We start from the raw sequence: 13,322 nt of genomic DNA, 5'->3' as shown, positions 1-13,322 counted from the left end.
GGGTCACAGCAGCAAATATTGCTGCGTGGGCGAAAAGCCCGGCTTGTAGGGCGCCAGTTGCGCCGCCGGCAGCGCGATGAGCCGCGCCACGCTGGTATAGAGCAGGGCTGCTTCCACCGCGCGGCCGGGGAAGATCACTTCCAGCGCGGCGACATAGGCCGCCATCTGCCGGACATGGGGGACCGGCACTTCCTCCGCATCGCGCGGCGTCATCCGCCCGGTCTTGAAATCGACCAGCTGGACCCGGTCGGCCTCGACCCGCAGCCGGTCGACGGTGCCGGCAATCACCGCTTCGCCCACGACCGCGGCGATCGGCGCTTCGGCCAGCGCACCCGGCGCGAACAGGGCGGCGAAATGCGGATCCTCTATCACCCGCAGCGCATGGTCGATCACGTCCCGGCGCAGAGCGGCATCCCCTGCCCCCTGCTGTTCCAGCCAGCGTTCGGCGCCCTCGCGCCGCCGCTCGGCGGGCAGGTCCGGCAGGCGCTGGAACAGGGCATGGAGCCAGCGACCGCGCTCGGCGGCCTGCCGCATCGCAGCCGTCGGCGGCGGATTGGGGACATCATCCTCGACCGGCGCGGACGGCGCCAGCGGTCGGGGGGGGCGCTGTTCCGCCGGCGCCTGCGCGCGCAGCCAGTCGGGCTCGACCACCACAGGCTTGTCTTCGGCGCTTTCGGGCTGCGTCGCCTTGGGCGTCAGCGCCTCGGTCCCGCGCCAGCGACGGCGGGCGCCCCAGAGCGGATCGGCTTCCCAGTCGCAGCCCATGTCGACCATCGCCGCATCGACTGCGCCATACCAGCTTTGCGGCTTGACCTCGCCCTTGGCCCTTGGCCCGAGCGATCCGGCGACGATCAGCTTTTCCTCGGCGCGGGTCAGGGCGACATAGAGGAGGCGCCAATGCTCCTCCCGCTCGATCGCGGCGGCATCGGCCGCGACCTCGCCGATCGGCCCCAGTCGCTCGCCCTTGCGCGGGGCCAGGATCGGCAGGCCGTTCCATTCGAGCGAATCCATCCGGTTGCCGGCGTCGGGATCAAGACAGGCATCGGCGAGAATGACGATCGGCGCCTGCAGCCCCTTGGCGCCATGCACGGTCAGCAGCCGCAGCGCATCGCCCTGTGCCGCCGCGTCGCGGACGATCTCCACCTCGCCGCGGTCGAACCAGTCGATGAAGCGTTGGAGCGAGGGATGGTCGTCCGCCTCGAAGCCGAGCGCCGCGTTCAGCAATTCCTCGATCGGGTCGGCCGCTTCCGCGCCCAGCCGCTCGATCAGGCGGCGGCGCCCGTCCATCGGGCCGGACAGGATCGCCTCCAGATAGCGATAGGGGGTGGTGAAATCCGCCTGCCCCAGCAATTGGCGCAGCGGCAGCAGTTGGGCGTCGTCCAAGCGCTGGAGCAGATGGCGCCAGAGGCCGCCCTTGCGCCCGATCGCCCGCTCCATCAACTCGTCCTGGGTCCAGCCGATCAGTGGCGACACCAGCAGGGCGGCAAGGTTCAGGTCATCGTCGGGCTGCGTAGCAAAGCGCAGCGCGGCCAGCAGGTCACGGACCGCCAGCGGCGCATTGAGGCGCAGACGGTCGATCCCCGCCACCGCGACCTTTTCCTCATAGAGGCGCGCGACGATCAGTCGGGCGAGTTCGCTGCGGCGGCGGACCAGGATCATGATGTCGTCGGGGCGGACCGGGCGCCCCCGCGCCTCCAGCATCATCTTGTCGTCGATCCATTGCCGGATCTGGCGCGCGATCTTGCTGGCCAGTTCCCGTTCCTGATCGGCGACCCAATCCTCCTCGCCTTCGACCTCGTCGGCCAGGCCCGCGATCGTCGGCTTCCACAGCAGCACGTCGCCGGGATGCCGATTGGCGCTGATATGGCGGACTTCGCCCTCGGTCAGGCCCAGCGACTGCGCCCGCAAGGTGGCGATCGTCCGGTCGACCAGATCGAGCACCGGCGGGGTCGAGCGGAAGCTGCGATCGAGCGACAGGTCGTGAAAGGCATGGCCGGCGATGTCGGCATGGCGCGCGAACACCATCTGCGCGGCGGCAAAGGCCTGCGGGCTGGTGCCCTGGAAGCCGAAGATCGCCTGCTTGAAATCGCCCACGGTGAAGATGGTGCGGACCTTGTCGGCCTTGGCGCCCTCACCGGCGAAAAACTCGGCCGCCAGCGCGCCGACGATCGCCCATTGGTGGACATTGGTGTCCTGCGCCTCGTCGACCAGGATGTGGTCGATCCGCTGGTCCAGCTTGTAGCGGATCCATTCGGCGATCCCCTCCTTCTGGAGCAGGGAGGCCGTGCGCGCGATCAGGTCGTCGAAATCGACCGCGCCGGCGAGCCGCTTGGCTTCGTCATAGGCGCGGGCATAGGCGCGGCCGGCATGGAGCGCGCGGGCCAGCAGCGCGGCATAATCGGCCTGAAGCTTGACCCCGATCAGCTCGGCGCAGCGGGCATGGAGCCGTGCCGTGGCCTCGCCATAGCCGTCGATCGGCGGCACCCAGCCCTTGGCGGAAATGAGGTCGCCATCCGCCTTCGCCCAGGCGCTGTGCAGGTCGGTCAGGGCCGCGGCACGTGCGGCGGGATCGCGGCTGCGCCACGCGGCGATCCGGTCGCAGCGTTCCAGCGCCCGGCCCGTACCCCAGTCGGCATTAGCCTGTGCCACCCAGGCCAGGCTGCGCATGTCGAACATGTCGTCGCTGCACTGGTCCGCCAGCCAGGCGTCGATATCGCCTTCGGGCAGGCCCAGTTCGCGCGCCAGCCAGGGACCGATATCGCCGGGTAGCTCTGTCAGTGCGGAAAGGCGGGCGGCACAGCGCAGCAGGAAAGTCTCGGCCGCCCCCTCTCCCAGTCGCAGGCTCAAAGCCTGCAAGGCGTCGATCAGGTCGCCATCGCCCAGCTCTTCGGCCCGGATGACCATATCGGCCAGCGTTTGGCGGGCCAGCACACCCTGTTCGCGTGCGTCGAGCGGACGAAAGCCGGGGGCGAGGTCCGCCTCCAACGGGAAGGAGGCAAGCAATTGCTGGCAGAAGCCATGGATGGTCTGGATGCGCAGGCCGCCGCCGGTCGATTCCAGCACTTCGGCAAACAGGCGCCGGGCGCGGTCGCGCGCCTCCGGCCCGCTTTCCTCGCCCAGCGCTTCCAGATCGTTGAACAGGTCGCGTTCCTCGGCCTGTACCCAGGTGGCGAGCCGGTCATGGATACGGTCGGCCATTTCCGCCGCGCCGGCCTTGGTAAAGGTCAGGCACAGGATATTTTCCGGCCGCACGCCCTGGAGCAGCAGGCGGAAGACGCGCGCGGTCAGCACATGGGTCTTGCCAGTGCCGGCGGAGGCCGACAGCCAGACATGGGCGTCGGGCGCTGCGGCCAGCGCCTGCGCGCCGGCCAGCGGTTGCAAAGGGCTGGAGCCTTTAGCCATCGTCGCGCCCATACCATTCCTCCAGCCGCATCAGCTGGTCATAATCGCCATAATTGGCCACTTCCGGATTGACCTGCGCGGCAAAGGGCGCGGCGCCGGTCAGCCAGGTTTCGGCTGCGTCGCGAAACTGGTCGTAGACGAAGGCGGTGAAATCGGCGGTGACGACCTTGTCGCGCTTGCCCATCGGATCGACCGGGCTCTCGCGATAGCCAAAGGCGTCGCCCTTCTTGGCCAGCGACCAATATTCGAAACTGCCCGCCACCCGCGCGCCGGCAACGCCGGGGAAGGCGCCATCGGCGGATTCCGCAATCAAACCGAGCAGGCCGAGCTGCAGCGCATAGCCGCCCCGTACCTGCCGCGCGCTGGGCGGCTTGCCGGTCTTGTAGTCGACGATGCCGATGCTGCCGTCGGGCATCCGATCGATGCGATCGGCCTTGCCGGTCAATAGAACGCCGGCAATCTCCGCCTTCCCTTCCGTCTCCACCGCCAGGATATGGCGACCCGCGGCCTGATCCTTCGCCACTTCGGCCGCGATCCAGCGGATCGCCTCGATCAGGCGCGGCTGCCACAGGGCGCGGAGCAGCGGATGAACATCGGGCCGGGCGAACAGGGCGCGGGCGCGCGCCTCCAGATCGGCCGGATCGCGGCTGCCACCCTGCGCCCAATGCTCCAATATCTCATGCACGACCGTACCGCGCCAGGCCGGGCCGGCATCGGCATCGACCGGATCGAGCCGATTGAGCTTCAGGATGCGCCGGGCATAGAAAGCGAAGGGATCGGCCTTCAGCCGGTCGACATCGGTAACCGGAATGCGGGTCGGCCGGGCGGCAAGCGGCGGCACCGGCGCAGGGCGCGCGGACGGCCGGTGGCTGGGTGGCAGGTCCAGCGCATCGGCCAGCAGGTGATAACGATCGGCGGTTTTCCATTGCGGCCCGGCCATCGCCTTCAGCCGCAGCCAGAAGCGCGAGGCGATCGCCGGCCCGCCGCTGCCGCGCCGGGCACGGGTGATGAGGACATGCGGGGCGCCCAGCGCGCTCGCGAAATCATGCGCGGCAAGGCCGATCCGGGTTTCGAGACCCGGCAAGCCCAGTTCGCGGCGAATGCGCGGCGCCAGCCAGGGATCGGGCGATGGCAGGCCCGGCCAGCTGCCTTCGTTGAGGCCGCCCAGGATCATCAGGTCCGCCTGAACCAGCTGCGCCTCGACCAGACCCAATATGGCGATGCGGGGATGGCCGCCCTGTGGCGGGCGCACCGACACGCCGCCCAGCATATGGTCGAGCAGTGCGGGCAAGGAGCGGATATCGGCCTGGCGCGGCCCTTCGGTCGCGGCGGCCTCCATCTCGGCGAACAGGTCGGCGGCGGCATGGCCCTGATGCCCGGCCCAGAGCGCGTCATTGGTGAGCGCCCCGGCCTGCTCGCGCACGGCCGCCAATTGCCCGGCCAGATCGGGCGCGAGCGCGAAGGCGGCCTCCAGCGGTTCCAGCAGGTCGCGCGCCCAAGGCCACCATGCGCGGGCCTGCGCGCGCAGATCCTTCTGCCGGTCATCGCCCTCACGCGATTCCAGCAGCAGGTCGATGCCGCGCAGCCCCGCCTGCGGCCGCGGTCCGCGCAGCAGCAGGTCGAGCTGACGCACGCCCTCCAGCCAGGGCAGACGCATTTCGCCGCGCATTACCAGCGGATGCTTGAGCAGGGTCAGCAGCGCGACCGGCGCGAAACGCTCGGCCGCCGCCTCCGCCATCGCGATCAGCAAGGTGCCGGGCGGCAGGCGGGACAAGGGCTGACCGGCGGAATCGTCGGCCTCTATGCCCCAGCGGCGCAGATGCGCGGAAACCCGCACCGCCAGTTGTCGGTCCGGCGTCACCAGCGCGGCGGTGCGTTCGGACGTTTCCAGCGCCTCGCGCAGCGCGATGGCGATCGTCTGCGCTTCCTCGCCCGGCGTCGCTACCTCCAGCGCCTCGACCCTGGCCAGCGAGCGATCGGCGGTCTTGAGATCGCGCCAGCGACTGGTCAGGCGCGGCGGCAGCATCGCATTGGAAATATTGCGGCCGCGCACGGCCCGGGCATCATGCTCGCTGCCCCAGCGCCACTGGGCGACATCCTCGCGGCTGGCGCTCATCCGGTCGAGCAGGCGCTTCAAGGCATATTGGGGATGGGTCTCATGTCCCGCAGCGCTGCGGCCGGTGACGGGATCGGGCGGGAACGGACCGATCGCGGCCCAGGCGTCCTCGTCCAAATTCTGGTCGAGGCCGGCGAACACCACCTGTCCATTGGGCAGTTCGGCGATCCGCCGCAGCAGCCCGGCGATCGCCGGCGCAGTTGCGCTGATGCCGGCCGCGACGATGAAGCCCGGCGGTGGAGCCTCCGCCCAGCGCGCAGCAACCCGGTCGAACAGCCGGTTGCGCCGATCCGCAAGGTCGATGAAGCCCAGCCGTGCCAGTTCAGCCGGCCAACGCGCAATCAGGATGGAGAAGAGGCCGAGCGATTTTTCCCAATGACTCGACAGCCCCTCGATCAGGTCGAGCTTCGACAGCGCATCGACCGGCACCCGCTCCACCTGCATCTGGTCGAGCACGGCACCGAGCGCCTGCCCCAGTTGCAGCGCCTGCCCGGCATCGGCTGCGCCGCCCGCATCCTGCACCATGCGCGCCAGGATCATCTGTCTCCGCATCGGCGGGATGGCGGCGGGAACGGCATCGCCTTCCCAGAGCGGGTCGAGCGCGCCACCGACTTCCTCACCGAGTTCGGGATCGCCCAGCGCGACCAGACGGGGCAGCAGCAGGCCGCCTTCGGCCCGGCGGACAAAGGCGTCGCTGACGGCCCGGACGGCGCGATTGCTGGGCAACAGGATCATGCCCTGCGCCAGACGGACCGGATCGCTTCCCTGCTGCGCCAAGATGCCGGCAACCAGCGCGTCGGCGAAGGCGCGGTGCGCCGGGATGGTGTACAGCGCCGGCTTGGCCCGATCACCCATGGGCGATCATCGACTCCACGACGGGGATGGCCTGCGGCGTACCCACGTCGAACCATAGCCCCTGATGCACTGCGCCATAGAGGCGCCCGGCCGCGATTGCACGGTTCCAGAAGATGTTCGTCGAAAAGACATCCGCTGGCGGATCGACCAGCAGGCGGGGCGAAAGGATCTGTACGCCGGTGAAGACGAACGGCGCGACATGGGCGGTCTTGCGCCGCGTCAGGCGGCCATTGGCGTCCATATGGAAATCGCCCGGTCCGCTATGGCAATTGGCCCGCGCCAGCGGCACCAGCAGCAGCAGCGCGTCCATCCGTTCGGGATCCCATAGCCGCTGCATCATGCCCAGCGTCTCGGCCGGGCCGTCGATCCAGAGATTGTCGCTATTGGCGCAGATGAACGGCTTGTCGCCGAGCAGTGGCCTGGCGTGGATCAGCCCTCCGCCGGTTTCCAGGAGCTTGGCCCGCTCGTCGGAAATGCGGAAGTCCATGTCCTTGCGCGTTTTGAGATGCGCCTCGACCGTATCGGCGAGATAATGGACGTTGACGACCACGGTCTTGATGCCACCGGCCGCCAGGCGATCGAGCGCATGGTCCATCAGCGCCTTGCCGGCGACCTTCACCAGCGGCTTGGGACGGGTTGCCGTCAGCGGGCGCATCCGCTTGCCGAGTCCTGCTGCCATGAGCATGGCGGTATCGATCATGCCTGGGCGAACTCCGCGAGCGCATGATGACGCTTGTCGGCAGGGATATTGGCATCGAACCAGGCCTTGACCGGCGCCAGCGCCGGATGGGCCAGATCGCGCTCCAGCAGCCCCCACATGCGCGGCAGGTAGGACAGATAGCGCGGCTTGTGGTCGCGCTTCCACAGGCGGGTGAAGATGCCGATGATCTTCGCGTTGCGCTGGGCGCCCAGCACCGCATAGGCGGCGTCGAAATCGGCCGGCGGATTGGCGACTGCATGATAATGGGCCAGCATCGCCGCCTCCAGTTCGGGAGGCACGTCGCGCCGGGCATCCTGCAGCAGCGAGACGAGGTCATAGGCCGGGTGGCCGGCCAGCGCGTCCTGGAAATCGAGCAGACCCAGGCCGCGCACTTCGGGCCGGTCAATCAGCATGATATTTTCGGCATGATAGTCGCGCAGCACGGTGACGACCGGGCTTGCCGACTGTTCGGCGATCGGCAGTACCGCGTCCCAGGCTGCATGATAGGCGTCGGCATCGACGTCCAGCCCCAGCGCCGGGCAATACCATTCGGTCAGCAGCCCGACCTCGCGCTGATAGACCGCGCGGTCATAGGGCGGGACATCGGCAGCGGACAGCTTGTGCAGGTCGGCCAGCAGATCGATCGCGCGGCGATAGACCGCCAGTTCACCCGCCGGATCCTCCTCGACATGCTCCTTCAGGCGCTCGTCACCAAAATCTTCGATCAGGACGAGGCCCTGCGTCAGGTCCTGCGCCAGGATTGCCGGCGCGGCAAAGCCCTGACCCAGCAGATGCTGCGCAATCGCAATGAACGGGCGCGGATCTTCATGCGGCGGCGGCGCGTCCATCAGCACGGCACGGCGGCCGCCGTCGACCACGCGGAAATAGCGGCGGAAGGACGCATCGCCGGCAAGCGGCACGATGGCGGCGCCATCCCAACCCGCCTGCGTGAGGAAAGCGGGGGCGGTTGCGGGGGGGATCATATCTGTGACCATCGGTCCGTCCAAGCGTCGGGCACGCGCGCTGTCAAGCGCCGTGCGCCATCCGGCTCGATCATGATGGTCAGAAACAGGGCGTGCGACCAGAGCCCATCGCCCAGCCTGTCGGGCCATTCGATGATCAGCAGACTGTCCTGCAGATATTCGTCCAGCGCCAGCTCGGCCGCTTCCTCCGCATCATCAAGCCGGTAGAGATCGACATGGGCGACCGGCAGGCGGACATCGGGAATGTCATAGGGCTGGACGATCGCGAAGCTGGGGCTGGGCGCCTCCCCCTCCAGGCCAAGCCCCTCCAACAGGCCGCGCGCCAACGTCGTCTTGCCGGCGCCCAGACCGCCTTCCAGCGCGATGACGTCACCGATGCGGACATGGCCCGCCAGTCGTCGGCCCAGATCGAGCTGGGCGCCCTCGCCCTCCAGCATCATATCCAGCTCAGCCACGCGGCAGCTCGATCACGACCATCGTTCCCTGACCCGGCTCCGATACCAGTTCGAACGTGCCGCCATGGGCCTGTGCCAACTGCTTGACGAGCGGCAGGCCGATCGTCGCGCGCGCGCCCTTGCGATTCTGTTCGGCGCGACTGATCGCATCGAAGATCGTGGCTTGCCGGGTGGCATCGATGCCGGGGCCATTGTCCGACACGACCAGGCGCGCGAGATCGGGGCCGCCATCGCCGTGCAACAGCACCCGTGCGCCCGAGCCGCAATAGCGCACCGCATTTTCCAGAAGATGATCGACCGCCTGGCCGATCCGGCGTGCATCGCCCTGGATCACCCCCAGCGTATCCTGCAAGGTGACGGCAAGATCGATCCCCTTGGCCTTCGCCTCGGCATCGATGCGCGCCACGCTGGCACGCACCAGAGCCGCCAGATCGACCTCGCTGCGTTCGATCGGCAAGGTGCCGGCCTCGCCCTGGGTGAGGTCGAGCACATTGTCGATCAGCATCGACAGGCGGCCGGTGCTCTGAAGGATGCCGTTCACATATTCGACCGCGCTGTCGCTGAGTTCACCGGCATAGCCAGCACTCATCATCTCGGCAAAGCCGGCGATGGTCGTCAGCGGCGTGCGCAATTCATAGCTCATGTTCGTGACGAAGGCGGTCTTGACCTTGTCGGCCTGCTCCAACGCCTCGTTGCGGTCGCGCAGCATTTGCTCGACCCGCCGGCTGTCGGTGACATCCAGCATGGTGAACAGCGCATTGCCGTCCGGCAGCGGAATGGCGGCAAATTCGAAGATACGCCCGTCGGCAAAGCCGACATGGCCAACACGCTGCTTGCGCTCGACCGTTGCCGCGCGGACCAGTTCGCGCACCAGATTACTCTGCTGCGGCTTGGCAAGGCGGCTCTGCACGGCGCGCATCAACTCGTCGATGCGGGGATGCTTGCCCAGCGCTTCTTCACTGATGTCCCAGATGGTGCGGAAACGGCTGTTCCACAGATGCAGGCGCCCATCCGACGAGAAGACGCCGATCGCCTCGAACAGATTGTCGAAGGTCGCCGTCCGCACCCGCAGCAGCGTGTCGCGCGCACTCGACAATTGCACCTGTTCGGTCCGATCCTCGAAGATCAGCAACAGGCCACCGTCGGGCAGCGGCTGGGCATAGACGCGCAAATGCGTGCCATCGACCAGCAGCCAGTTCTCCTCCAGCGGATCCGGCGACAGGAACCAGTCGCGCCGCTCCGCGCGCCAGGCCGGGAAGTCGCGATTTTCCGGCAGGCGGCGGGCATCGCGCATCTGATCCAGCACGCGCTCGAACAGCGGTGCATCCGTGAGCGCTTCCTGTTTCAGGCCGAACAGGCTGATGAAGGGCTGGTTCCAGAAGCGCAGCGCCCGATCTGGACCGAAGCGCGCGACGCCGGCTGACAGCCGATCGAGCAGATCGCGCTGGGCCGCTTCCAACCGGCGATGCTCGACCCGCGCCTGTTCCAGCTCATGCTGGTCCATCGCGAAACCTGCGACCCCGGCCGCGCCCAGCGGCACGTCAACGACGCGCATCGTCCGCCGTTCGCCATCTATCGTTGCGGGAACGATACGGGCAAGCGAATTGCCTTCGTCGAGCGCCTGTGCCGCGGCGTCCTGCGGGCTGAAGCCGTTCACATTCTCGACCAGTTCGGTGCCGTTCATGATCACGTCATGGGCACCAGCGCCGTCGACGGCGCGGACATAGGCGCTGTTGACCAGGCTCAGGCGCAGGTCGGGCGTGCGGTGCCACATCGGGAAGGGCGCGGCCTCGACCAGTCCAGCGAGCGCCTCCAACGCCTCGCGCAATTGCCCGACGGTCGCGCTTAGCGCCTGGATTTCCGCCTGGCTGTCGGTCGCGTCGAAGATCCACAGCACGACGCCGCCATTGGCGGCCAGCGCCGGCCCGGCGGGCGCACCGCGAACCAGCAGCGTGCGCGACGAGCCGCTGCCCCGGATCGGCAGCGAAAAACTCTTGCCCGCTTTCTGTGCGGCGCCGATCTCGCGCCCCAGTGCAGCGGCATCGGCCGGCTCAAGCCCGCCATCGGGCGCCGTCAGTTCGGACACGAAGGTCGGCACACGGTCCCGGCCCAGCCATTTGCCCAGCCGATCGGCGGCCTCCATCCGGCCGTCAGGATGAATGATGACGGGCGCAGCCGGCGCCGACGCCAGCAGCGTCGTCAGCCGATCCAGCTTGCCCTGCGCCTGCATGCCTGCGCGGCGCATGCGCTGGCCCGTGACCAGCGCCCATATCGCAGCCCCCAGCCAGCCGGCCATCACCGTGCCCAGCAACAAAGTGGCAAGCGGGCTCATAGACCCCATTGCGCCATTCCCATCCCGTTCGCGACCAGTTGTTTATCGTTCATACAGACCAATGGCCACGGGCCTAACGCAACTTGGCGCCGGCGGAAAGCGCCCAGATATGATGAATGCCCGGCACAGCATGGTCCGGGCATCGGATAAGGCAAAAGGGGGAGGATGGCCCTCCCCCTTTCCAATTTTCAGTAGCGGTAGTGGTCCGGCTTGAACGGGCCTTCGACCGGCACGCCGATATAGTCGGCCTGACGCTGGCTGAGCTGGGTCAGCTTCACGCCCAGCTTTTCCAGATGCAGCGCAGCGACCTTTTCATCCAGATGCTTGGGCAGGACATAGACGTCGTTGCCGTAGGTTTCGCTCTTGGTCCACAGCTCGATCTGCGCCAGCGTCTGGTTGGTGAAGCTGGCCGACATCACGAAGCTGGGGTGGCCGGTGGCGTTGCCCAGGTTGACCAGACGGCCCTTCGACAGGACGATGATCTTCTTGCCGTCGGGGAATTCGACTTCGTCGACCTGCGGCTTGATCTCGGTCCACTTCATGTTGGCGAGACCCGCGATTTCGATTTCGCTGTCGAAGTGACCGATGTTCGACACGATCGCCATATTCTTCATGGCGCGCATATGATCGACGGTCAGAACGCCTTCATTGCCGGTCGCGGTGACGAAGATGTCGGCGCGCGGCGCGGCTTCTTCCATCGTCACGACTTCATAACCTTCCATCGCGGCCTGCAGGGCGCAGATCGGATCGACCTCGGTCACGAGGACGCGGGCGCCGCCATTGCGCAGCGATGCGGCCGAACCCTTGCCGACGTCACCGAAACCGGCAACGCAGGCGACCTTGCCGGCCAGCATGACGTCGGTGCCACGACGGATGGCATCGACCAGCGATTCCTTGCAACCATAGAGGTTGTCGAACTTCGACTTGGTGACGCTGTCGTTCACGTTGATTGCCGGGAAAGGCAGCTTGCCCTTCTTCGACAGTTCATACAGGCGATGCACGCCGGTGGTGGTTTCTTCCGACACGCCCTTGATCGACTGGACGGTCTTGGTCAGGAAGCCGGGACGCTCGGCCAGCACGCGCTTCAGCACGGCGCAGAAGATTTCCTCTTCCTCGTTCGACGGCGTAAACAGCTCTTCGCCGGCTTCGACGCGGGCGCCCCACAGGGCGAACATGGTGGCGTCGCCGCCATCGTCGAGGATCAGGTTGCAGACGCCGCTGTCGTCATTGTGCCAGTCGAAGATGCGCTCGACATAGTCCCAATATTCCTGAAGGCTCTCGCCCTTGACGGCGAAGACCGGCACGCCCGACGCGGCGATCGCGGCGGCGGCATGGTCCTGCGTCGAATAGATGTTGCAGGTCGCCCAGCGGACCTGCGCGCCCAGCGCGGTCAGCGTCTCGATCAGCACGGCGGTCTGGATCGTCATGTGCAGCGAACCGGTGATGCGCGCGCCCTTGAGCGGCTGCGACGCACCGAATTCGGCGCGCAGAGCCATCAGGCCGGGCATTTCGGTTTCGGCGATCTCGATTTCCTTGCGACCAAAGGCGGCAAGGCCGATATCGGCGATCACATAATCCTGCGCCTTGTCAGCGGGTACGGTGGCCACGAGCCTGTCTCCATCATTAGAAATTGACCGGCCGCCGGCATAAGAAAGGCGGCGGCGATGGTCGGGCTTTACCAATCGCCGCCAAGCATGGCAACTCAATATAAAGTTTTCTTTATGTGTTAATTGGCCGGACCCCGAGCCTGTGCGGACGGCAGGCGCGCTGCTCCTTCGGCCATGGCGATGGATCGGCCCACAGAGCCGCCGCTTACACCTTCGTCGGCCAGCAGATCATTGGCCAGCGCGATCGCCATGTCGCACTGGGGCGCATCGATCCGCGGCGCGATGCCGGCAGATTCCGACAATTTCCAGATCGCAGCCCGATTGGCCGGGACCGCATTGGCCGCCGCCTGGATCGCCTGAAGATCCCGGCATTCCAGCCCGCCAGCACCCGCGCCATAGCTGTTCGCCAGCATGATGACATAATCATCATAGGCGTCGAGACCGCCTTCCAGACCCGCAACGTCCGCAAAGTGGCTGCGCAGCGCGTCATTCACCTCGACCAGGGCCGTCCGCTTTTCACGCACGAACTGGTTATAGGCCGGCAGGAAATCATAGGCGCTCGTATTGCAGCGAAGCGCCGACACCATCAGCATCATCTCGAAATTGCGGACCTGCGCCGCCTCGACATGATCCTTCTTCCAGCAGGTCGCTGCCGACGCCGGCGCGAGCGGCATCGCTGCGGCAAGTGCCGCACAGATAATCTTCTTCATGAAATAACCCCGCATATTCCCCAAGGACGGAGAATGAGCGGAACCGATTGCTGCAATCTATCGCGCTATGGTTAAAGCGAATTTACCCTAAACGGTTCAGTTACGATGCCAGAACAAGCGGCCAACGGCTTTTGTCGTTCCATCCCTGAAACGGCCGGAAAT

General features: G+C 67.0%; 8 protein-coding genes. All 8 read right to left on the bottom strand.

All coding sequences use genetic code 11. The annotated features are described in order from the left end of the window. Positions 1 to 3 precede the first annotated feature (3 nt). The 8 genes from addA to AC13EK_RS23640 all read right to left on the bottom strand — a co-directional run bounded on the left by addA (position 4) and on the right by AC13EK_RS23640 (position 13,160). Positions 4 to 3,414 carry a double-strand break repair helicase AddA gene (gene addA, locus AC13EK_RS23675; protein ID WP_069336037.1) on the bottom strand — a complete coding sequence of 1,137 codons (3,411 nt, stop codon included), beginning with the start codon at positions 3,412 to 3,414 and terminating at the stop codon, positions 4 to 6. Next, a complete protein-coding gene (gene addB / locus AC13EK_RS23670) occupies positions 3,395 to 6,373 on the bottom strand; it encodes a double-strand break repair protein AddB (protein ID WP_069336038.1) in 2,979 nt (992 codons plus the stop codon). Before addB ends, addA begins: the two co-directional genes overlap by 20 nt. Next, the gene (locus AC13EK_RS23665; RefSeq protein WP_069336039.1) at positions 6,366 to 7,073 is read right to left on the bottom strand and encodes a nucleotidyltransferase family protein; all 708 of its coding nucleotides are present in this window, start codon (positions 7,071 to 7,073) and stop codon (positions 6,366 to 6,368) included. The genes addB and AC13EK_RS23665 overlap by 8 nt, the downstream gene beginning before the upstream one ends. After that, positions 7,070 to 8,056 (bottom strand): aminoglycoside phosphotransferase family protein, encoded by a 987-nt coding sequence (locus tag AC13EK_RS23660; protein WP_069336040.1) that lies wholly within the window; start codon positions 8,054 to 8,056, stop codon positions 7,070 to 7,072. Before AC13EK_RS23660 ends, AC13EK_RS23665 begins: the two co-directional genes overlap by 4 nt. Further along, complete coding sequence (tsaE, locus tag AC13EK_RS23655) at positions 8,053 to 8,496, bottom strand: tRNA (adenosine(37)-N6)-threonylcarbamoyltransferase complex ATPase subunit type 1 TsaE (protein WP_081331616.1); 444 nt, start codon at positions 8,494 to 8,496, stop codon at positions 8,053 to 8,055. Before tsaE ends, AC13EK_RS23660 begins: the two co-directional genes overlap by 4 nt. Positions 8,497 to 8,503: 7 nt before the next feature. After that, positions 8,504 to 10,852, bottom strand: coding sequence for a sensor histidine kinase (locus tag AC13EK_RS23650; protein WP_125997539.1), 2,349 nt, complete (start codon positions 10,850 to 10,852; stop codon positions 8,504 to 8,506). 179 nt (positions 10,853 to 11,031) lie between these two features. Next, a complete protein-coding gene (ahcY, locus tag AC13EK_RS23645) occupies positions 11,032 to 12,450 on the bottom strand; it encodes an adenosylhomocysteinase (protein ID WP_010338767.1) in 1,419 nt (472 codons plus the stop codon). Positions 12,451 to 12,569: 119 nt separating this feature from the next. After that, a complete protein-coding gene (locus AC13EK_RS23640; protein ID WP_004207177.1) occupies positions 12,570 to 13,160 on the bottom strand; it encodes a hypothetical protein in 591 nt (196 codons plus the stop codon). Between the last annotated feature and the right edge of the window lie 162 nt (positions 13,161 to 13,322).

This window comes from Sphingobium sp. L-44 (assembly GCF_056859495.1).
Note: the sequence above shows the minus strand (reverse complement) of the source record. Positions and strands in the feature narration are given on the sequence as shown.

What these genes read in the sequence shown, in the direction of transcription:
- addA (WP_069336037.1), bottom strand. Translation starts at nt 3,414, where the DNA reads ATGGGCGCGACGATGGCTAAAGGCTCCAGCCCTTTGCAACCGCTGGCC.
- addB (WP_069336038.1), bottom strand. Translation starts at nt 6,373, where the DNA reads ATGGGTGATCGGGCCAAGCCGGCGCTGTACACCATCCCGGCGCACCGC.
- AC13EK_RS23665 (WP_069336039.1), bottom strand. Translation starts at nt 7,073, where the DNA reads ATGATCGATACCGCCATGCTCATGGCAGCAGGACTCGGCAAGCGGATG.
- AC13EK_RS23660 (WP_069336040.1), bottom strand. Translation starts at nt 8,056, where the DNA reads ATGATCCCCCCCGCAACCGCCCCCGCTTTCCTCACGCAGGCGGGTTGG.
- tsaE (WP_081331616.1), bottom strand. Translation starts at nt 8,496, where the DNA reads ATGATGCTGGAGGGCGAGGGCGCCCAGCTCGATCTGGGCCGACGACTG.
- AC13EK_RS23650 (WP_125997539.1), bottom strand. Translation starts at nt 10,852, where the DNA reads ATGGGGTCTATGAGCCCGCTTGCCACTTTGTTGCTGGGCACGGTGATG.
- AC13EK_RS23640 (WP_004207177.1), bottom strand. Translation starts at nt 13,160, where the DNA reads ATGAAGAAGATTATCTGTGCGGCACTTGCCGCAGCGATGCCGCTCGCG.